Origin of the sequence: Candidatus Symbiopectobacterium sp. NZEC127 (genome assembly GCF_025962675.1) — a bacterium.
Taxonomy (GTDB): domain Bacteria; phylum Pseudomonadota; class Gammaproteobacteria; order Enterobacterales; family Enterobacteriaceae; genus Symbiopectobacterium.
This window is the reverse complement of record NZ_JAGFPG010000003.1, coordinates 1-21,462: the sequence shown is the minus strand read 5'-3', so window position 1 is coordinate 21,462 and position 21,462 is coordinate 1. Positions and strand designations below refer to the sequence as shown.

Sequence of the window (21,462 nt, the reverse complement as noted above, 5' to 3'; positions counted from 1 at the left end):
ATAATTATTTAACTAACAATATTTAGAAAAACCGATTCAAATCAATAAGCGTGTCATTTTCATCCCGCGTTTTTTATCAGTGAGGCTATGATCGCTGATAACCCTGTAACCCATAGGGATTACACTGATTACAGCTCCCCCTTCAGACACCTATCAAGTTGTAAGGAAAACGGATGAAGACCAAAACGTCGTATGGCCTAAACTGGCTTGCTTTGGCGATTATTCTGCTTGTCGCCGCCTTTTTTTGGCACTTGTCTCCACCCACCGGTCTCAGCGCTCCTGCCTGGCACTCGGCGGTGATTTTTGTCGCCACCATCGTCTCGATTGTGGCTAACGTGTTACCCATTGGTGCCATCGGTATCATCAGCATGACGCTGTTCGCGCTGACGGCCGCTGCAGGCGATACCAGCGCCAGCGGCGCGATTCAAACCGCATTGAGCGATCTGAACAGCTCCCTGATTTGGCTGATCGTCGTGGCCTTTATGATCGCGCGCGGCTTTATTAAAACCGGGCTGGGCCGACGCATCGCGTTGCAGATGATTCGCCTGCTGGGGAAGAGAACGCTGGGGTTGGCCTACGGTCTGGCCTTTGCCGATCTGGTGTTGTCACCCGCCATGCCAAGCAATACGGCCCGCTGCGGCGGCGTGATCTACCCGATTGCTGACTCATTGGCGCGCAGTTTCGACTCCAGGCCGGAAGACGCCTCGCGCAGCAAGATCGGGACGTTTCTGGTGGTCTGCATCGGCAACGTCAACGATATCACCGCCGCGCTGTTTATGACCGCCTACACCGGCAACCTGCTGGCAGTCAAACTGGCTGCCAACGCGGGCGTGCACATCACCTGGGGCAGTTGGTTTCTGGCCGCCGTGGTGCCTTGCCTGATCTCTCTGATGATCGTTCCACCGTTGGTGCTGTGGTTGACCAAACCGGAAATCCGCCACACGCCTGATGCACCTAAGCTGGCAATCAGCGAACTGGAAAAAATGGGACCGATGGCGCGTGGTGAATGGCTGATGGCCGTCACCGTACTGCTGCTGTTGGTGCTGTGGATTTTTGGCGACACGCTGGGGGTAGATGCCACCACCGCGTCCTTTGTCGGCCTCTCCTTCCTGCTGTTGAGCGGCGTGCTGCGCTGGGAGGACATCAAAAGCGAAAAAGGGGCCTGGGATACGTTGATCTGGTTCGCTGCGCTGCTGATGATGGCTAACCAGCTTAAAAAGCTGGGCTTCACCACCTGGTTTGGCGATCTGATTGGCGGCAGCGTCGGTCATTTGATGGCCGGAACCAGCTGGGTGCTGGTGCTACTGCTGCTGAACGCCGCCTACTTCTATACCCACTATTTCTTTGCCAGCGGCAATGCGCAGATCGCCGCGCTCTATGCCGTATTTCTCAGCGTGGGGATCAATTTAGGAATTCCGCCCGTGCCGATGGCGCTGATGCTGGCATTCACCAGCAGCCTGTACTGCTCGCTGACGCAATATACCCATGCACGCGGCCCCATTCTGTTCGGCGCGGGTTATGTGCCCACCGCTGTGTGGTGGCGCTCCGGGTTCATTATCAGTCTGGTCAATCAGGCGGTATTTATGACCGCGGGATTGCTGTGGTGGAAAGTCGTCGGGCTTTATTAGTTGAATTGCTTCCCTGCCACATAACGTGGCAGGGAACATCCGCTGAGCCGCGCTATCCCTCTTCGCGTAATATTGACAGACACTCCTGTTGGTTGAGTTCACCCCGGCTACCCGCCACATCGAATACCACCTCCCCATTGGGATGAACCTTTAAACCCAGCGCTACCGCCATCATAATCTCGGTTCCCGGCAGGGTGAGCAGTTCGTGTAGCGGTTTTTGCCCCTCATCGTCTATTTGGTGAATGCTCATGCTAAGCGCCATGTCCGAGGCGCAATCTATGCCTCCGACAAAAATAAGCTTCCCGCCGTCAACCAGCTCTGACTTGAGTTTCGCTAACCATCGACTGGCGAGATCGGGTCGACGATCGCTCTCTGACGTTATCCCGTAAAACAAATTTCCACCGGTGATGTGCAGCAGTGTGCGCTGTTGATACCACCTTCCATTCCATTTCGACAGCACGGCCAACGCGCAGCAATGCGTCAGCCTGTGGGTATGTAATACGGACGCGCTGTCCGTTGCACATCCCACCTTACCCATTTCAACATTGATGCAGTTATCAGTGTGCCGATAATAATGGGGCGTATCGTTAATTGAGGTTACGTTCATAAAATTCCGTTTTATTTGCAAATACATCAAAAAAGCGGAATAAAATATCACAACATATGCGTGATAAGAGTTATACCTCTGAGAAAGCGCGGAATTCGAAACTCCCCGACGAGCGTCGGGGAAGGAAGCTATCAGAGAAAGCAATCAGAAAGCGTAAGACAGGCTGCCTACCACGCTGCGCTCTGCGCCAAAGTAGCAGTAATCCAGTGAGTTACAGGCACCAACATAGCGTTTGTCCGTCAGGTTGTTGACGTTCAACTGCGCGCTCAGCCCTTTTAAGCCAACCTTGGAGAGATCGTAACCCACCGCCATATCCACCAGCGTGTAAGACGGCAAGGTATGGGTGTTGGCACGATCGCTCACCACGCCGTTCACGTAGCGCACGCCGCTTCCCAGCGTTAAGCCGTCCAATACGCCGCTCGTGACGTCATAGCTCACCCAGGCACTGAGCTGGTTGCGCGGCGCATACACGGCGCGCTGGCCTTGCTCACTGGCGATGCCGCTTTTCTTGTAGCGAATGTCGTTATAGCTGTAGGCCGCCTGAACGCTGAGGTTATCGGTGATATGGGTTAACGCTTCCAGCTCTATCCCTTCCGATTCAATCTCACCAATGGCCCGGTAAGGATCGCTCGGCTGGGTTTTCGTCGCCACGTTGGTCTGGTTGATGCGATACAGGGAGACGCTGTACTGATCCTGCGTACCGACGGGTTGATATTTCAGCCCGGTTTCCCACTGTTTGCCTTCCATCGGCTTGAGCAGGTTACCGCTGGCATCGGTAAAGTTGGTGGGCGTAAATGCCGTGGAGTAGCTGACGTAAGGGGCAACGCCGTTATCAAACAGGTAAAGCAGCGCCGCACGTTCGCTGAAATGCCCTTGGTCCAGTTCGCTACGCGCCTCGGTAGTTTGGTTGGTGCTTGAGATTTTAACCGTGTCATAACGGCCACCCAGCGTCAGACGCCAGCGATCCAGGGAAATCTGATCCTGCGCGTAGAAGCCGGTTTGTTGCAGCTTGTGCTTTTCACGGGTAGGAGCATCCCAGCCTAGCGCGCCCGCGCCGTACACCGGATTGAAGGCATCAAGGTTAGGGAAAACACCTGTCGGCCAGTTGACGTCATTTTGACGCTGCTGATAATCCATCCCCACTAACAAACGATGATTCAGCACCCCAGTATCGACGCTGCCATCCAGTTGGTTATCCAAGGTCCAGGCTTTAAGTTTTTCACGCGCGCCTTGGTAGTAGCGGATCAGTTCATCGCTATTTCCCGACCAACCGTAGCCATAGACCTGATCCAGATGCACCCGGCTTTGCAGATAACGCACTTTCTGGCGCACCGACCAGCCGCTGTCAAAATTGTGCTCAATGTTGTAACCGACCATATTCTGGCGACGATCGTATTTCTCGACGTTCTTCTCGCCATCGTAGAAGCCGTTTGAGATATAGCGACCATTGTGCGGCACCACCGAACCTTCATACGGTACACCCGAGTGGCTGCCCCCTTCCGGATCGCGATGCAGATACGCCATCAGATCCAGACGGGTTTTATCGCTGATGCGCCAGGTCAAACTGGGCATCAGGGCGTAGCGCTCTTCTTTGGTAGTGAACTGCGTATCCGCTTTACGCACGATCCCGCCGAGGCGGAATGCCACGCGATCGTCATCGTCCAGGGGCCCAGTCACATCAAAGGCGGCACCGCGCTGTGCATTGTTACCGGCGAACAGTTTGATTTGTCCGCTTTGCTCAAAGGCCGGGCGGCGTGAACTCAGCGCCACGATGCCCCCCGGAGAGGCGCGCCCATACAGCACCGAGGCCGGACCGCGCACCACTTCCATACTTTCAAGGAACCAGGGGTCAACCACCAGCGAGCTGTGCGAGTTGGTATCCCCCATGATTTTCAGCCCGTCGAGGAACACGTTATCCAGGCTGCCGTCGGAAAAACCGCGCATCACGATGTAGTCAAAGCGGTTGGTGCCACCCACCTGATTGTTGTAGACACCCGGCGTATAGCCCAGCGCCTGACGCACATTGGTTGCGCCCTGCTGTAGCATCTGTTCGCGCGTAATAATTGAAACAGACTGCGGCGTTTCAATATCGGGCGTAGCCAGCTTGGTGGCCCCGCTTTGCACCTGAGAGCTGACAATCAGCGTATCCGGTTTATTCGTTGCCGCACTGTTCGTTGTCGAATTGTCCGTTGCTGAATTAACGCTATCCTGCGCGAGAACGCTTCCGGCAAACCCGCTTGCCAGATAGCCGACCATCAGCGCTAACTGTGTTTTTCTCAACATGCCCTTCTCCGCCTCACCTGAACTTGTAAATGCGAATTATTACCGTTTTCATGCAAGAGCAAGCTATGCGCGCTGACGGGTTATGTATGCGCCATGACAAAGGTGCGCGCGGCAGGGAACCTGGGGTGGAATAAACCAGTCTTAAGCGCTATGTGCGCCGCGGGGAGAAAGGGACATCGCTGGGGGCGATGCCGTAGTGACGTCGAAAGGCGGTGGCAAGATTGGTGGCATGTTGATATCCCGACATCCAGGCAGCCTGCTGGACCGGATGGCCCTGTTCCAGCAAACGATAAGCCAGCGCCAGCCGGCTGTTGCGTAGGAAATCAAATACCGAGATCCCGTAGGCTTGGCGGAATTTATTGCGCAGGCTGGTCGGACTCATCGCGGCCTGTTGCGCTAACGCCGTCAGGGTGTAAGGTTTTTCCGGGTGCAACTGTAACTGATCGCGCAGCGCATCCAGCCGCCGCCGCTCACAGGGTGGCGCAATCATGCGCCCCTGCTGCCCAGCAGGGTCAAGCGCCAGGCCATGACCCAGCAGTTGCAGCATCGTCCCTTCCAGCATCAACTGACGCGCCAGATTTTCACGCGAAGGCGATAACGCCTGCTGCAAGCCCGCCAGCAGGTAATCGGGCACAGGCCATAGAAAAGCCGCGTTGTCACGGCATTCCCACTGATGCAGTAACGCAGCAAGCAGCGGGGGAAGTTGCAGTTGACCGGGATGAATACCCAGTGCCAGAGTTCGCAACGGATGATCGACCGCGTGACGCACATGCATCACCTCCTGCTCCCCAAGGCGGGTGCTGAAGGCCATGCCTGCACGCACCACAAACTCTCGCTGGTTCACTCGCAGGTTGATGCAGCCGCCCAGCACCACCAGTGTATAGAGCGGTGAACCTTGCAGCGACGTGGACTCATAGGGTTGCATCACGCGCACATCGGAACTGGTCAGGCTGATGCCAGAAGAGAGAATCATCTCTTCCACATGGCCTTGCACCACCACGCGCTGCGCTTTGCGCCGATCGCGGCTGGAGACTAGCTCAGGGAAGCGGTAGTCGATCCCGTAGCGTTCGCCAAAGGCAAAGAAATCATCAACGGAAAACTGGCGTTCAGGCAGTGAGGGAGAGTAGGCGTTAGTCATCGTCAGGGGTCCACCATCAGGCCTGCGCGGCTGGGAAAATGGTCGAGGGGGAATACCACAGGGCTTTACCTTAACACTCGCAGGAGACTGCTTCAACAAAGATGATAACAATTCTCATTAAATAATATAACACGTGGATCGCTGTGGGCATCAAGGTGTTAGATACACAAAACCGGAACGTAGTGCATACCCTATTTAGTACTAGTGAAAAAAACCTCATCATTGTACAATGATGAGGTGCAAAGAGGAGAACATGATGAGAACTATCAGTTACAGCGAAGCCCGCCAGAATTTATCAGCAACCATGATGAAAACGGTGGAAGATCACGCCCCCATATTGATTACCCGGCAAAACGGTGAGGCCTGTGTTCTCATGTCCCTTGAAGAGTATAACTCTCTGGAAGAAACCGCCTATCTGTTACGCTCGCCGGCAAATGCCAAAAGGCTCATGAACGCCATAGAAAGTTTGAAAGCAGGTGAAGGAACAGAAAAGGACATCATTGAATGAAGCTAACGTGGTCTGAGGAAGCATGGGAGGATTATCTGTACTGGCAGGATGCAGATAAGCGCATGGTTAAGAAGATCAACGCACTCATTAAAGATGTCTTGAGAACCCCTTTTGAAGGCAAGGGTCAACCAGAGCCTTTGAAACATAACTTGTCCGGTTTTTGGTCCCGGCGCATAACCGAAGAACATCGCCTGGTTTATGCCATTGCAGAGGGTGCCATTCTTATTGCCGCCTGCCGCTACCACTATTGAGATAGCATCGTTGGGAAATCGTCCCACGGCCAACAAACAGTATGCATGCTGACCGTGAAGATCCTAACCCACTGCGTTAATCCGCATCATACCCCAGATTGGGTGCCAGCCAGCGTTCGACATCGGCCACTGACATGCCTTTGCGCGCGGCGTAGTCTTCCACCTGATCGCGCTGAACCTGTGCCACGGCGTAATATTTGCTTTCCGGGTGACTGAAATACCAGCCCGAAACCGAGGCCCCCGGCCACATGGCGTAGGATTCCGTCAGTTTCATGCCGGTGTGCGTTTCCACATCAAGCAGTTGCCAGATTTGCGCTTTTTCCGTGTGATCCGGGCAGGCAGGATAACCCGGTGCCGGGCGAATACCCTGGTAATTCTCGCGAATCAGCTCGTCGTTGCTGAGGTTTTCGTTAGCGGCATAGCCCCAATACACCTTGCGTACTCGCTCATGCAGATATTCCGCAAACGCCTCTGCCAGACGATCTGACAGCGCTTTCACCATGATCTTGTTGTAATCATCGTGCTGGGCTTCCCAGGCCTCCGCCAGTGCGTCTTCCTCTAATCCACCGGTTACCGCAAATGCACCGAGATAGTCCGGCTTGCCACAGGTTTTAGGCGCAACAAAATCCGCCAGACAGTAGTTGGGGAAATCCGTTTTTTCCGTTTGCTGACGCAGGTGATGCGTCACCAACAGCACCTCGTCGCGACGCTCATCGGTATACACCTCAACATCATCCCCTACCCGATTAGCGGGGAACAGGCCCACCACGCCGCGCGGATTCAGCGTCCCCTGCTCACTGAGGGTATCAAGCATGACATTCGCATCGGCAAACAGGCGCTTGGCTTCTTCGCCGACCACCTCATCTTCCAGAATGCGCGGATACTTGCCCGCCAGCGACCAGGTCATAAAGAACGGCGTCCAGTCGATATAGTTGCGCAAAGTTTCAATGCTGGCGGTGACGGCCTGCACACCAACGCGGTGCGCGACCGGCGGCGTGTAGTCATCCCAATCAAGCGGATTGTGGTTAGCGCGTGCCGCCGCCAGCGTCACCGGTGGAGTACGCGGTTTCTTACGTCCGTGCTGAATGCGCACGGTTTCATACTCTTTGCGGGTACGCGCCACAAACTCGTCGCGCTGGCTATCCGACAACAGCGCCGACACCACGCCGACCGAACGTGAGGCGTTTTGCACATAGACCGTTGCGCCACTGTAATTCTGTTCGATCTTCACCGCAGTGTGCGCTTTGGAGGTGGTCGCGCCGCCAATCAGCAACGGCAGCGTGAACCCCTGACGCTGCATCTCTTTCGCCACGTTGACCATTTCATCCAGCGACGGGGTAATCAGCCCAGACAGGCCGATAATATCGACGTTCTCTTCGCGGGCGGTCTTCAGGATTTTCTCGGTCGGCACCATCACGCCAAGATCGATAATCTCGTAGTTGTTGCACTGCAACACCACGCCGACGATGTTTTTGCCGATGTCATGCACATCGCCTTTGACCGTGGCTAACAGGATCTTGCCTGCACTGCTGCCTTTCTCTTTACTCGCTTCAATATAGGGTTGCAGGTAAGCCACCGCCTGCTTCATCACCCGCGCAGATTTCACCACCTGCGGCAGGAACATTTTCCCCGCGCCAAACAGGTCGCCCACCACGTTCATCCCGTCCATCAACGGCCCTTCAATCACTTCGATGGGGCGAGCAGCCTCCTGACGCGCTTCTTCGGTATCCTGTTCGATAAACTCGGTAATGCCTTTAACCAACGCGTATTCCAGCCGTTTTTTCACCGGCCAGCCGCGCCATTCCGCCTGCGTTTTGTTGCTCTCATCGTCGGTTTTGCTGCCGCGATAGCGTTCTGCCATCTCCAGCAGTCGCTCGGTGCCATCGTCACGGCGGTTGAGCACCACATCCTCCACGGCATCTCGCAGTTCGGCGGGCAAGTCATCGTAGATAGCCAACTGTCCAGCGTTGACGATCCCCATGTCCATCCCGTTGCGAATCGCGTAATAGAGGAACACGGCGTGAATCGCTTCGCGCACCGGTTCGTTACCGCGAAAGGAGAACGACACGTTCGAGACGCCGCCGGAGATCATCGCGTGCGGCAACTGTTCCTTGATATCCGCGCAGGCTTCGATGAAGTCCACGGCGTAGTTGTTATGCTCATCAATGCCGGTGGCGACGGCAAAAATATTCGGGTCAAAGATGATGTCTTCCGGCGGGAAACCAACCTCTTGCGTCAGGATCTGGTAGGCACGGCGACAGATCTCGATCTTGCGCGCGCGGGTATCCGCCTGCCCCACTTCATCGAACGCCATCACCACCATGGCAGCACCGTAACGCCGCACCTGACGCGCGTGATCGATAAAGACGTCGAGCCCCTCTTTCATCGAGATGGAGTTCACGATGCCCTTGCCCTGAATGCACTTCAGCCCTTTTTCAATCACCTCCCACTTGGAGGAGTCGATCATGATCGGCACGCGGGCGATATCCGGCTCACCGGCAATCAGATTGAGAAAGCGCACCATGGCCGCTTCGGCATCCAACATGCCTTCGTCCATGTTGATGTCGATAATCTGCGCGCCGCTCTCCACCTGCTGGCGGGCAACATCCAGCGCTTCGCCGTATTTTTCCTCTTTGATCAGGCGCTTGAAACGTGCCGACCCGGTTACGTTAGTCCGTTCACCCACGTTAACAAACAGCGTTGCTGCATCAATGGTCAACGGCTCCAGCCCGGCAAGGCGGCACGCCACCGGGATCTCCGGCAGTGGGCGCGGCGCAACGCCTTCAACCACCTGGGCAATGGCAGCAATGTGTTGCGGTGTGGTACCGCAACACCCACCAACAATATTGAGGAAGCCGGCTCGCGCCCATTCCCCAATATGCACCGCCATGTCGGCGGCATCGAGATCGTATTCACCGAACGCGTTCGGCAGGCCGGCGTTAGGGTGAGCAGAGACATAGCACTCGGCGATACGAGACAGTTCCGCCACGTATTGACGCAGCTCATCCGGCCCCAACGCACAGTTCAAGCCAAAAGAGAGTGGGCGCGCATGGCGCAGTGAGTTGTAAAACGCTTCCGTGGTCTGCCCTGACAGGGTGCGGCCAGAGGCATCGGTAATGGTGCCGGAGATCATCACCGGCAGTTCAATGCCGAGCGCCTCGAATTCGGTTTCTACCGCATACACCGCAGCTTTAGCGTTCAGGGTATCAAAGATGGTTTCGATCATGATGAGGTCGACACCGCCCTCAACCAACGCGCGGGTTGATTCCCGGTAGGCATCGACCAATTGATCGAAACTGATATTACGGTAAGCAGGGTCGTTCACATCCGGCGAGATAGACGCCGTGCGGTTGGTCGGGCCCAACACGCCTGCCACATAGCGCGGTTTGGCCGGGTTTTGCGCCGTCCATTTGTCCGCACTGGCGCGGGCCAGGCGTGCCGCCGCCAGGTTAATCTCCGCCGACAGCGAGGCCATGTCGTAATCGGCCATCGCGATCGGCGTGGCGTTAAAGGTGTTGGTTTCAATAATATCCGCGCCAGCCTCAAAATAGGCATCGTGGATCGCAGCAATAATCGCAGGTTGGGTAATCACCAGCAGGTCATTGTTACCTTTCAGGTCGCTGTGCCAATCGGCAAAGCGTTCACCGCGATAGTCGGCTTCCTCCAACCGGTAGCCTTGGATCATGGTGCCCATACCGCCATCCAGCACCAAAATGCGCTGCGCCAGTTGCTCACGCAATGCTGCAACCCGATTCACCGCCGTTACCTGTTTTTGCTCTGCCACCCTGACCCCACCGAACTTGTTAGCATTATTCAAATTATGATTGCTTATCGTAACAATCTGCCCGTTCCGCGTCACATGAGAGTTTTTCAGTTTTTCCCCCCTTTTTTGCGCCTTTCGCTACTAACCTGCCTGAAACCTAAAGAATAGTTGCAATCCCGAAGGAAAAAATGAAAACTAATTCCACCATACAGAAAGGAGCCGAAATATGACGCCACCGGAGCCCGCCAAACGCGGCAAAAAACCACGGGGTGCTGTCAGCACCAACGTACAGGCGACAGGCCAGGTGCAGTCACTGACGCGTGGGCTCACGCTGCTGGAACTGATTGCCCAAGCCAACGGCAGCGTCGCGCTAACCGATCTGGCGCAGCAGGCGGGTCTGCCCAACTCCACCACCCACCGTTTATTGACCACCATGCAACAGCAGGGCTTTGTGCGTCAGGTGGGGGATTTGGGATTCTGGACCATCGGCTCCCATGCTTTTATCGTCGGCAGCAGCTTTTTGCAAAGCCGCAACCTGCTGGCCATGGTGCACCCCATGTTGCGTAAATTGATGGAAGCCTCGGGCGAAACCGTCAATCTGGCGGTGTTGGACAACAGCGACCACCAGGCGATTATTATCGACCAGGTGCAGTGCACTGCACTGATGCGCATGTCTGCGCCGATTGGCGGAAAGCTTCCGATGCACGCCTCCGGCGCGGGAAAAGCCTTTCTGGCAAATCTGAGCGACGATCAGGTCAGCAGTCTGCTGCATCGCAAAGGATTGCATGCGTATACCCACGCCACGCTGGTTTCGCCGGTGCATCTGAAAGAAGATTTGGCGCAAATCCGCCGACGCGGTTACTCCTTTGACGATGAAGAACACGCGCTCGGACTACGCTGCATCGCAGCCTGTCTGTTCGACGAGCACCGCGAACCGTTTGCCGCCATCTCCATCTCTGGCCCGATCTCCCGCATCACGGACGATCGCGTAACCGAACTCGGGGCGTTGGCGATCGGTGCAGCCAAAGAAGTCACGCTGGCTTATGGTGGAATCCGTTAATATTTCTGCAAACTTGGCTATAATGTGCGCTCTCGATTTCACTTCACGAGCACAGGGTTATGGAAAAGGACATCCAGGATCGCCGTCCGATTCGGGCGCGCGAGACACGATGGGCAACGGCGACAGCACGCTATTTACGCCGTAAAGGTTATACGCCCAATGCTATCTCACTCTTTAGTATTCTGTTCGCCGCCCTTGGCGCGCTCTGTTTTCTCATCGTGTGGCGCTGTGACAGCGAAGGCCTGCAACGGGGTTTGTTGATCGCTGGCGCGCTCGGTATTCAGGGGCGCTTACTGTGTAACCTGCTTGACGGCATGGTCGCGGTTGAGGGAGGAATGCGCAGTCCGGCGGGGGCGGTGTATAACGAATTGCCCGACCGCGTATCCGATACCTTGCTGTTGTTGGGCATCGGCTACGGCATGCTGCAACACCCTTACGCGCCGCTGCTGGGTTGGGGCGCGGCACTGCTGGCGCTGGCAACCGCGTATATTCGCCTGCTGGGCGGCACCTGCGGATTGGCGCAGCGCTTCAGCGGCCCCATGGCGAAACAGCACCGCATGGCACTGCTCACCGCAGGTGCCATTGTGGCCGCAATAGTGCCACAGTGGGGACAGTCTATTTTTACCCTCCTCCTTGCCGCGATACTGCTGGGTGCCGGAGCAACCTGCATTCATCGTACTCGCCAGATTATCCGCGACCTGTCATCAGGAGAACCGTCATGACATTCAGCCCCGATAAAACGCTGGTACGTGCGCTACTGGTCACCGTGTGTCGCTTGCTGACCGGTATCAAAGCACGCTGGCGCGCCACCCCGCAGGTAGAACAACCGACCATTTATTACGCCAATCACAGCAGCCATCTCGATGGTTTGGTGATCTGGGCCAGCCTGCCAGCAACGATGCGCGATCGGGTACACCCCGTCGCTGCCGCCGATTACTGGCAGAAATCCGCGCTGCGCCGCTATCTCTCTGCGCGCATCTTCGGTGCGGTGCTGATTGAGCGTAAGCGCAAATCCGGGGCACCGTTCTCCAGTGAGGATCTGTTGGCCCCGCTGGTAACGGTGCTGGAAAAGCAGGAGTCATTGATATTTTTCCCCGAAGGCACGCGCGGTGGTGGCGACGAATTGGGCGAATTCAAGAGCGGGCTGTTTCATCTGCTGCAACGTTACCCCGATGCGCGTCTGGTGCCAGTCTGGTTAGAAAACCTGAATCGCGTGCTGCCAAAAGGCTCGAGGCTGGTCGTTCCCATCATTTGTAGCGCCACCTTCGGCGAGGCCCTCTCTGGCCCCGAACAGGATGAAACCAAAATCGAGTTTCTGAACCGGGCGAAACAGGCGCTGGAGGCGCTGTCACATGCGTAAAGTCGACAATGAATTGCTCCTGCTGTTAGGCGGTTTATTTATTCTGCTGATGGTCGCCAGCCTGATCGGTTTTATGCTTTCACGCCGCAAGCAAAATGACACCATTGCCAACCTCAACGCCAGAATCCGCGCCTGGTGGGTGATGTGTACCATCTCGGTGATCGCCATGCTGATCGGTCCGATAGGCTCCGTGGTGTTATTTACGCTGATGTCGTTTTACGCGCTGCGCGAATGCGTGACGTTGACGCCCACGCGTCGGGGCGATCATGAAGCGCTGTTCTGGTGCTTCTTTATCATTCTGCCGCTGCAATATCTGCTGGTGGGGATTGAATGGTACAACCTGTTTGTGATTTTCATTCCGGTGTACGCCTTTTTGTTTATTCCCGCCCGCGTGGCATTGGCGAGCGACACCACGCACTTCCTCGAACGCTGTGCCAAGATCCAGTGGAGCCTGATGATCGCCGTCTACTGCGTCAGTCATGCCCCTGCGCTCCTGATGATCTCCATTCCCGGCTTTGAAGGTGAGAATATCAAGCTGGTGCTGTTTATGATGATTGTGGTGCAGATTTCGGATGTATTGCAGTACGTGTTCGGCAAGCTGTGGGGCAAGCGCGCCATCGTGCCTAAGCTGAGCCCGAATAAAACAGTGGAAGGGTTTGTCGGCGGCATTCTCAGTGCCAGCCTGATCGGTGCCGCGCTGTTCTGGGTTACGCCGTTTAGCCCGGTCGCAGCCTTCTTCATCTCGCTGTTGATCACCCTGTTGGGCTTTGCAGGCGGCTTATGCATGTCAGCCATCAAACGCGATCGCGGCGTGAAAGATTTCGGCGCTATGCTGGAAGGCCACGGCGGCATGATGGATCGCATCGATTCGCTGTGCTTCGCCGCCCCGGTGTTCTTCCACGTGGTACGCTATTTTTATAGCTAAGCGCTATAGCCAGAGCGGCATTAGCTGGCCTGTTGACGCTTACCGTAGCGCACGCAAAAGCGTTGCCGCCTGCGGTAGGCGTAGACATCCTCCACATAGCCGTCACGAATGCGCGCCTGCAAATGACGCCAGTAATCGGCGGAAAACAGCTCGCGGTGCATCTCCTCAAACATCGCCAACTGCGCCTTGTCGGCAAACAGGAATTGGCGAAACTCCTCGGGAAACACATCGTTCGGCGCTACGCTGTACCAGGGCTCGCTCGCCAACTCATCCTCCGGGTAGCGCGGCGCGGGAATATCGCGGAAATTCACCTCGGTCATATAGCAAATTTCATCGTAATCATAAAACACCACCCGCCCGTGGCGCGTTACGCCGAAATTCTTGAACAGCATGTCACCGGGAAAGATATTGGCCGCCGCCAACTGCTTGATAGCATTACCATACTCTTCAATGGCATCACGCTGCTGCTGCACCGATGCACAATCCAGATACAGGTTAAGCGGCGTCATGCGGCGTTCCATATAGAGATGGTTGATCAGGAGCTGATCGCCTACATCCTCCAGTTTCTCAGGCACCTCACGGTAAAGTTCTTCCAGCAGTTCCGCACTAATCTGGCGCTTATCAATCACGAAATTTTCATACTCCTGGGTATCCGCCATGCGCCCCACCCGGTCGTGTTCTTTCACCAACTGATAGCAGGACCTTACCCGCGCGGCGCTGACCTCTTTCTGCGGCGCAAAGCGATCTTTAATCACCTTAAATACCCGATCGAAGGACGGCAGAGTGAACACCAACATCACCATTCCCTTAACGCCCGGAGCAATAATGAATTGCTCATGAGAGGCGGCGACATGGTTGAGGTATTCGCGGTAGTACTCGGTTTTGCCGTGCTTTTGGCAGCCAATGGCGCAATAAAGCTCCGCCGTGGTTTTCCCCGGCAAGATATCCCGCAACCAAGCCACCAGCGCCCCCGGCTGCGGGGCATACACCATAAAGTAGGAGCGAGCGAAACCAAACACGATGCTGGCTTCCGCTTTACTGATAAGGCAAGTATCGATAAACAACGCGCCCTGTTCGGTTTGGTGGAGGGGCAGTAGAAACGGCAGCGTCTCATCAGGCAATATCAGCTTGCCCACCAGCCACGCCGCCTTGTTACGGTAAAACAGTTCGTTAGCCACCTGTAAGCGCGCCTCGGCTAACTGCTGCGCGCTAAACGCCTGCGTCAGGCTGGTGACGATATTGCCGATATCCCGTGTCAGATCCTCCCACGGCAGGCGCAGTGGCAATTCCGACAGCAGTTTATCCAACGTAGCATGCCAGCCTTCACGCAGCGTAATATCGCGGCACAGCGGGCGCGATATCTCGCACATACGCCGCTCAGGCTGCGAACTGAACACAAACAGCTTATCCGTCGTGAGTTCGCGATGATTGAACAATCGGCAGTAGACGGAATTAAAGAAACTTTCAGCAATCTCGAAACGGGGATAGTCCGGTAACAAGGTGGTGTACACGGTTTTCACGCTGGCGAGAAACGTCGCGTCGTAACAGCGTGGCCCGGTGATACAGCGCAACTGCTCCACCACCAGTCCAACGTGGTGGTCGTAAAGGTGGATACGCTGCTTCATCGCCTGCTGCACCGCCTGCCAGTCAGCCTGTTCGAAACGCTGCTGCGCGCCGGCGGTCACCTCTAAAAAGCGGCCATACTGCGCATCGAATCCTTGCAGAATGGTCTGCGCCACCAGTTGCTCCAGATTACGCCTCATGATGTGCTCCGCAACAACGGCCAGCCTACTGGCTGGCCGTCAGACTGATGACGAAGCCCGTTGTTAGGTGAAGTGCGGCGATGGGGTCGTAACGGCCTTGGCCGTCGGAGCGCCCCTCGGCGCGATTCGCCGGGAAACTCGGGCATACAGAAAAAGCATATCCGGTATCTCAACGCCAGCCTGTTGGCTGGCCGATGAGGATCAGAATTGCTGTTCTTCCGTCGAACCGGTCAACGCGGTCACTGACGAAGCCCCGCCCTGAATAATGGTGGTCACTTTGTCAAAGTAGCCAGTCCCCACTTCCTGCTGGTGAGAGGAGAAGGTGTAACCCCGGTTAATCGCGGCAAATTCCGGCTGCTGGACTTTTTCCACGTAGTGTTTCATCCCCTCGCCCTGCGCATACGCATGGGCCAGATCGAACATGTTGAACCACATGCTGTGAATGCCCGCCAGCGTAATAAACTGGTATTTGTAGCCCATTTCCGACAGTGCATCCTGGAAGCGCGCGATGGTGGCATCATCCAGATTCTTCTTCCAGTTGAAGGAGGGAGAACAGTTGTAGGCCAGCAACTTGCCGGGATATTGACGATGAATGGCGTCGGCAAAGCGCTGTGCCAGCGCTAAATCCGGCGTTGAGGTTTCACACCACACCAGATCGGCGTAGGGCGCGTAGGCCAAACCGCGGCTGATGGCCTGCTCGATACCGGCATGGGTGCGGTAGAATCCCTCCACGGTGCGCTCACCGGTCACGAACTCGCGATCGTAAGGGTCGCAGTCTGACGTCAGCAGATCGGCGGCATCGGCGTCGGTGCGTGCGACCACTAATGTCGGAACGCCCATGACGTCCGCCGCGAGACGCGCGGCCACCAGTTTCTGAATCGCCTCCTGCGTCGGCACCAGCACTTTGCCCCCCATATGCCCGCACTTCTTCACCGAGGCCAGTTGGTCCTCAAAATGGACCGCCGCCGCCCCGGCTTCAATCATCGATTTCATCAGTTCAAAGGCATTCAGCACCCCGCCGAAACCGGCTTCCGCATCCGCGACGATCGGCAGGAAATAATCCACATGGCGAGCGTCATTGGGTTCAATACGGTTGGCCCATTGAATCTGATCGGCACGGCGGAACGTGTTGTTGATGCGTGCCACCACCGCAGGCACCGAGTTCGCCGGATAGAGCGACTGATCCGGATACATGCTGGAGGCTAAATTCGCATCCGCCGCCACCTGCCAGCCAGAAAGATAGATCGCTTCAATACCCGCTTTCGCCTGCTGTAACGCCTGCCCACCGGTCAGAGCGCCGAGGCAATTCACATAGCCTTTGCGCGCGCTGCCGTGCAACAGCGCCCACAGTTTGGCGGCACCATGCTGGGCCAGCGTCGATTCCGGATTCAACGAACCGCGCAGGGTGATCACATCCTCGGCACTGTAGGGACGTTTAATACCGGCCCAACGTTCGCTTTTCCATTCTTGTTGCAGTTGTTCAATTTGTTGAGTACGAGAGGTTGTCATTATAAGGTGTCCTATTTATCAAGCACGGTTAGTCGAGCAGGGTGTAACCTGGCAACGTCAGGAAATCGATCAGTTTGTCTTGTGTGGTTATCTGATCCATCAGACGCGCCGCTTCGTCAAAGCGTCCACCGCTAAAACGCGCCTCGCCTAATTCCTCCTGAATCACCAGCATCTCTTCTGCCAGCATGCGCTGGAACAGGGCTTTGGTAACCACTTGTCCATCGCTCAACGTTTTGCCGTGGTGGATCCACTGCCAAATCGAGGTGCGGGAAATTTCTGCCGTCGCCGCATCCTCCATCAGCCCGTAAATCGGTACGCAGCCATTGCCGGAGATCCAGGCTTCGATGTACTGCACCGCGACGCGAATATTGGCGCGCATCCCCGCTTCGGTACGCTCACCGGGGCAAGGTGCCAGCAATTCTGCTGCGCCAATCGGCGCATCGTTCTCCCGGCTCACCTCAAGCTGATTGACGCGTTCACCCAACGCATCGCCAAAAACTGCCATCACGGTATCCGCCAGGCCGGGGTGTGCAATCCAGGTGCCGTCATGGCCATTTTTCGCTTCTAACGCCTTGTCCTGACGCACTTTTTCCAACACCCACTGATGACGCGCCGGCTCTTTGCTGGGAATAAACGCGGCCATCCCGCCCATCGCGAAAGCGCCACGACGGTGACAGGTTTTGATGAGCAAACGTGAATAGGCATTGAGGAAGGGCTTATCCATGGTGATGGACTGCCGGTCAGGCAATACGCGATCGGCATGGTTTTTCAATGTCTTGATATAACTGAAGATGTAATCCCAACGGCCGCAATTCAGCCCGACAATGTGGTCGCGCAGCGCATGCAGAATCTCATCCATCTGGAACACCGCTGGCAGCGTTTCAATCAGCACCGTGGCCTTGATGGTGCCGCGCGGCAAATCAAAGCGATCTTCGGTATAGCTGAACACCTCACTCCACCAGGCCGCTTCGCGCCAGGATTGCAGCTTAGGCAGATAAAAATAGGGGCCACTGCCTTTTGCCAGCAAGGCTTGATAGTTATGGTAAAAGTAGAGCGCGAAATCGAACAACCCACCGGGAATCGCTTCGCCCTGCCAGGTGACATGTTTTTCCGGCAGGTGCAGACCGCGCACCCGACAAATCAGCACGGCTGGATTCGGTTTAAGCTGATAAATCTTGCCTTCATCATTGACGTAAGAGATGGTGCCTCGCACTGCATCGCGCAAATTGAGCTGGCCGTCGATCACCTTTTCCCATGAAGGAGACAGCGAATCTTCAAAATCCGCCATAAACACTTTCACGTTAGCGTTCAGGGCATTGATGATCATCTTCCGTTCAACAGGCCCGGTGATCTCCACGCGGCGATCCTGTAAATCCGCCGGGATACCTCGAATAGTCCAGTCCGCATTACGAATGGAAGCCGTTTCCGAAATAAAATCGGGCAATTCACCTGCATCGATCTTCTGCTGCTGTAGCTGTCTTTCCAACAGCAATCCGTTTCTTGGCAACAAGAAGCGGTTGACCAACCCCGCCAAAAAATCGGTGGCTTCTTCTGTCAGAATGCTCTGCTCTGCCATGCCAAAACGTTCACTGAATGCCAACTCTCGGCTTATTGTCTGCTGTGTCATCTCTCGGGTTCCTTTTCTCAGGGCCACGCTCCCTGTTAACAGAGAGGGGTTATCAAGGGGCGAAATTTTCAACCAACAGAATTAAGCGTAATCCAATTACATTAAAAATCAAAAACGATTTCCATTTTTATTAAATAAACAAGTTATCATTCTGATTTACATGAATAAAAACATTAAAAAATCAGGGAAATGATTTTCAATAGAAACGAGTAAGCATAAAAAAGGGTGCCAGTAGGCACCCTGAGTAAAACGGCAGGAGGTTCTAGTCCAGCGTTGGATTCATACGACGCAGATCGAACGGTGTGATCTGATAGACGCAGTAGTTGAGCCAGTTAGCAAACAACAAATGCCCGTGGCTGCGCCAGCTCGCTTTTGGCGCGTTCTCAGGGTTGTCGTCAGGGAAGTAATTCAACGGCACGGTCGGATTCAAGCCCGCATCGCGGTCACGAAAGAATTCGCTGGCAAGGGTATGCGCATCATATTCAGGGTGTCCGGTGACGAACACCTGACGCTTGTCTTTACTGGCAAACAGATAAGCACCGGCCTCATCAGACTCAACCAGAATATCTAAATCGGCGTACTGACGAATAATATCCGTGGGGAAATCAGCGTAGCGCGAATGGGGGGCCAGGAAGGTTTCATCAAAACCACGGGTAAGCAACGCATGCTGCTGCACCGTGTGATGCGTATACACGCCAGAAAGCTTCTTGCTGCGGGTCATTTTCGGAATGCCATACAGCAGATTTAATCCAGCCTGCACCGCCCAACAGACAAACAAGGTAGACGTCACATGATCCTTTGCCCAATCAATCACTTTTGCTATCTGTGGCCAGTAAACCACATCGCAGAAATCCACCAGACCCAGCGGCGCACCGGTGACAATCAGACCATCGAAGTTCTCGTTCTCAATATCCTCGAAGTCACAGTAAAAGTTATTGAGATGTTCAGTAGGCGTGTTTTTGGACTCACGGCTATCAATGCGCAGCAGTTGGATATCAATCTGCAACGGCGAGTTGGAGAGCAGGCGCAGGAACTGGTTTTCTGTCTCAATCTTCTTCGGCATAAGGTTCAACACTAACACCTTCAGCGGACGAATCTCCTGAGTGCTGGCACGAGAAGTGGTCATGACGAACACATTCTCATTGCGCAAAAAACTTACCGCAGGTAACTCATCAGGGATCCGAATTGGCATGACACTACACCTCACTGCAACCGTTTATACGTTTATACGTTTAGACATCCAGATGCATGAAGATAACCAGTTTTCCCTTGCTTGTACAGCGCACAGGCCGAAGTTGAATAATCTTCATCCTGTGCCCCGTGCAGCGTCGTTTACATCTGTACTTCTTTCCCTTTTCTGTGCAGCAGCAGAGAAACAAACATCGCCATCAGGCACATGGCCGAGACATACCAGAAGAACGTTGTTTCGATACCCGCTGATTTCAGCGACAGCGCGACATACTCAGCCGAACCGCCAAACAGCGCGTTGCCTATCGCATAGGACAGTCCCACGCCCAGCGCACGCACCTCTGGCGGAAACATCTCTGCTTTCAGCACACCGCTGATCGAGGTGTAAAAGCTGATGATCATCAACGCCATCACGATAATGCCAAACGCCGCATAGGGGTTTGTCACATTCTGCAAAGCGCTGAGGATCGGAACGGTAAACAACGCGGCCATCGAACCAAAAATGATCATCATGGTGCGGCGCCCGATTTTATCCGACAACGCGCCAAACAGCGGTTGTAGCAACATGAATATCACCAAAGCGCCCGTCATCACTCCGCTTGCGGTTTTTGCATCCATACCCGCCGTATTCACCAGATACTTCTGCATGTAGGTGGTGTAGGTATAAAAGCTCAACGACCCTGCGGCGGTAAAGCCCAGCACAATCATAAAAGCACGCCGATTGCGCCACAAACCAGAAAGCGTTCCCGCATCTTTGCGCTGGCGAGAGGTGGTGCTCGCTGTTTCATGCAGCGAACGCCGCAGGTATAGCGCCACAATCGCCAGCAGTCCACCCAGTGCAAAAGGAATACGCCATCCCCAGGCTTTCAGTTCTTCAGTGCTGAGCCACTGTTGCAGGATAACCAACACCAACAGCGCCAATAACTGCCCACCGATCAACGTGACATATTGGAAGGAGGCATAAAACCCGCGTTTGCCTTCAACGGCAACTTCACTCATATAGGTTGCACTGGTGCCATACTCTCCGCCAACAGAAAGTCCCTGAAACAATCGGGCAAGTAACAACAATGCCGGAGCCCAGTGACCAATCACGCTATAGGTGGGTAAACAGGCGATAACGAATGAGCCGCAGCACATCATACAAACGGAGATGAGCATTGAGGTGCGGCGACCGTGCTTATCGGCAATATAGCCAAATAGCCAACCGCCAATCGGGCGCATCAGAAACCCGACGGCGAACACGCCAGCGGTTTGCAGGAGTTGCGTAGTGGTATCACCACTGGGGAAAAACGCAGAGGCAAAATAGAGTGCGCAGAACGAATAGACGTAAAAATCGAACCACTCCACCAGGTTACCGGATGAGGCTCCCACAATGGCGAAAATCCGCTTGCGTGTATCATGGGGGTCCAGGTGTTGCTGCGCAAGCGGTGGTGTTACATCTGCCATAGTAAAAATCCCTATAAGAGTTATAAATGCGTGCAGCGGTATGCTCATGCATACGGCACAAGTAAATTGTTATAATTTGGTAAAACGCAGTGAAAACAACGTGCAAATACGTGTGGCGGAAACGAGTTATTCTCGATGTTGTCACAAACCGAGGGTGAGAGAAAGGTTATTACATTAATAAAACGGGATATAAAGCGTGTCTGGATGCTCTTTTTTTCCGCAAAAATAACAGGAACGTAAACATTACGCACAGCAAAAAGGGCTGTCCTTTCGGACAGCCCCTTCGCTATTTTTCATCATCAGACGTCGTCTGATAATCGATATAAAAGCCTGGCAGTTCCCTACTCTCACATGGGGAAGCCCCACACTACCATCGGCGCTACGGCGTTTCACTTCTGAGTTCGGC

16 protein-coding genes are annotated in these 21,462 nt (G+C 55.0%); 7 read left to right on the top strand and 9 right to left on the bottom strand.

Annotated elements, in window-relative coordinates:
• Positions 1-173: 173 nt before the first annotated feature.
• Positions 174-1,628, top strand: a complete 1,455-nt coding sequence (locus tag J5069_RS13595) for an anion permease (protein WP_264644400.1) — start codon at positions 174-176, stop codon at positions 1,626-1,628.
• Between the two features lie 52 nt (positions 1,629-1,680).
• Here the strand turns inward: J5069_RS13595 and J5069_RS13590 are convergent, their stop codons facing one another.
• From J5069_RS13590 to J5069_RS13580, 3 genes are all read right to left on the bottom strand, one after another.
• On the bottom strand, positions 1,681-2,235 hold the full coding sequence (locus tag J5069_RS13590) for a hypothetical protein (RefSeq protein WP_264644399.1): 555 nt from the start codon (positions 2,233-2,235) through the stop codon (positions 1,681-1,683).
• A gap of 144 nt (positions 2,236-2,379) precedes the next feature.
• Positions 2,380-4,518 carry a TonB-dependent siderophore receptor gene (locus J5069_RS13585; RefSeq protein ID WP_264644398.1) on the bottom strand — a complete coding sequence of 713 codons (2,139 nt, stop codon included), beginning with the start codon at positions 4,516-4,518 and terminating at the stop codon, positions 2,380-2,382.
• 148 nt (positions 4,519-4,666) lie between these two features.
• Complete coding sequence (locus J5069_RS13580; protein ID WP_264644397.1) at positions 4,667-5,656, bottom strand: helix-turn-helix transcriptional regulator; 990 nt, start codon at positions 5,654-5,656, stop codon at positions 4,667-4,669.
• Between the two features lie 256 nt (positions 5,657-5,912).
• Between J5069_RS13580 and yefM the strand changes: the two genes are divergently transcribed.
• On the top strand, positions 5,913-6,164 hold the full coding sequence (gene yefM / locus J5069_RS13575; RefSeq protein WP_196908014.1) for a YoeB-YefM toxin-antitoxin system antitoxin YefM: 252 nt from the start codon (positions 5,913-5,915) through the stop codon (positions 6,162-6,164).
• Positions 6,161-6,415: a Txe/YoeB family addiction module toxin gene (locus J5069_RS13570; protein WP_264644396.1), complete on the top strand. Its 255-nt coding sequence runs from the start codon at positions 6,161-6,163 to the stop codon at positions 6,413-6,415. The genes yefM and J5069_RS13570 overlap by 4 nt, the downstream gene beginning before the upstream one ends.
• Positions 6,416-6,491: 76 nt before the next feature.
• On the opposite strand, the gene metH is transcribed toward J5069_RS13570, so the two are convergent.
• Positions 6,492-10,172 carry a methionine synthase gene (gene metH, locus J5069_RS13565; protein WP_413542243.1) on the bottom strand — a complete coding sequence of 1,227 codons (3,681 nt, stop codon included), beginning with the start codon at positions 10,170-10,172 and terminating at the stop codon, positions 6,492-6,494.
• Positions 10,173-10,404: 232 nt separating this feature from the next.
• On the opposite strand from metH, the gene iclR reads away from it, so the two are divergent.
• Genes iclR through J5069_RS13545 form a run of 4 tightly spaced genes read left to right on the top strand, consistent with a single transcriptional unit; the run spans position 10,405 to position 13,523 of the window.
• Complete coding sequence (gene iclR, locus J5069_RS13560; RefSeq protein WP_264644394.1) at positions 10,405-11,238, top strand: glyoxylate bypass operon transcriptional repressor IclR; 834 nt, start codon at positions 10,405-10,407, stop codon at positions 11,236-11,238.
• Between the two features lie 59 nt (positions 11,239-11,297).
• Positions 11,298-11,960: a CDP-alcohol phosphatidyltransferase family protein gene (locus J5069_RS13555; RefSeq protein WP_264644393.1), complete on the top strand. Its 663-nt coding sequence runs from the start codon at positions 11,298-11,300 to the stop codon at positions 11,958-11,960.
• Positions 11,957-12,598 carry a lysophospholipid acyltransferase family protein gene (locus J5069_RS13550; protein ID WP_264644392.1) on the top strand — a complete coding sequence of 214 codons (642 nt, stop codon included), beginning with the start codon at positions 11,957-11,959 and terminating at the stop codon, positions 12,596-12,598. The genes J5069_RS13555 and J5069_RS13550 overlap by 4 nt, the downstream gene beginning before the upstream one ends.
• Positions 12,591-13,523 (top strand): phosphatidate cytidylyltransferase, encoded by a 933-nt coding sequence (locus tag J5069_RS13545; protein ID WP_264644391.1) that lies wholly within the window; start codon positions 12,591-12,593, stop codon positions 13,521-13,523. The genes J5069_RS13550 and J5069_RS13545 overlap by 8 nt, the downstream gene beginning before the upstream one ends.
• A 20-nt stretch (positions 13,524-13,543) precedes the next feature.
• On the opposite strand, the gene aceK is transcribed toward J5069_RS13545, so the two are convergent.
• The 5 genes from aceK to J5069_RS13520 all read right to left on the bottom strand — a co-directional run bounded on the left by aceK (position 13,544) and on the right by J5069_RS13520 (position 21,056).
• On the bottom strand, positions 13,544-15,286 hold the full coding sequence (aceK, locus tag J5069_RS13540; RefSeq protein WP_264644390.1) for a bifunctional isocitrate dehydrogenase kinase/phosphatase: 1,743 nt from the start codon (positions 15,284-15,286) through the stop codon (positions 13,544-13,546).
• A 201-nt stretch (positions 15,287-15,487) separates the two neighbouring features.
• Positions 15,488-16,795 (bottom strand): isocitrate lyase, encoded by a 1,308-nt coding sequence (gene aceA / locus J5069_RS13535; RefSeq protein WP_264644389.1) that lies wholly within the window; start codon positions 16,793-16,795, stop codon positions 15,488-15,490.
• Between the two features lie 28 nt (positions 16,796-16,823).
• Positions 16,824-18,422 carry a malate synthase A gene (aceB, locus tag J5069_RS13530; RefSeq protein ID WP_264644388.1) on the bottom strand — a complete coding sequence of 533 codons (1,599 nt, stop codon included), beginning with the start codon at positions 18,420-18,422 and terminating at the stop codon, positions 16,824-16,826.
• Positions 18,423-18,684: 262 nt separating this feature from the next.
• Positions 18,685-19,614: a homoserine O-acetyltransferase MetA gene (gene metA, locus J5069_RS13525; protein WP_264644387.1), complete on the bottom strand. Its 930-nt coding sequence runs from the start codon at positions 19,612-19,614 to the stop codon at positions 18,685-18,687.
• Between the two features lie 140 nt (positions 19,615-19,754).
• Complete coding sequence (locus tag J5069_RS13520) at positions 19,755-21,056, bottom strand: MFS family transporter (RefSeq protein ID WP_264644386.1); 1,302 nt, start codon at positions 21,054-21,056, stop codon at positions 19,755-19,757.
• Between the last annotated feature and the right edge of the window lie 406 nt (positions 21,057-21,462).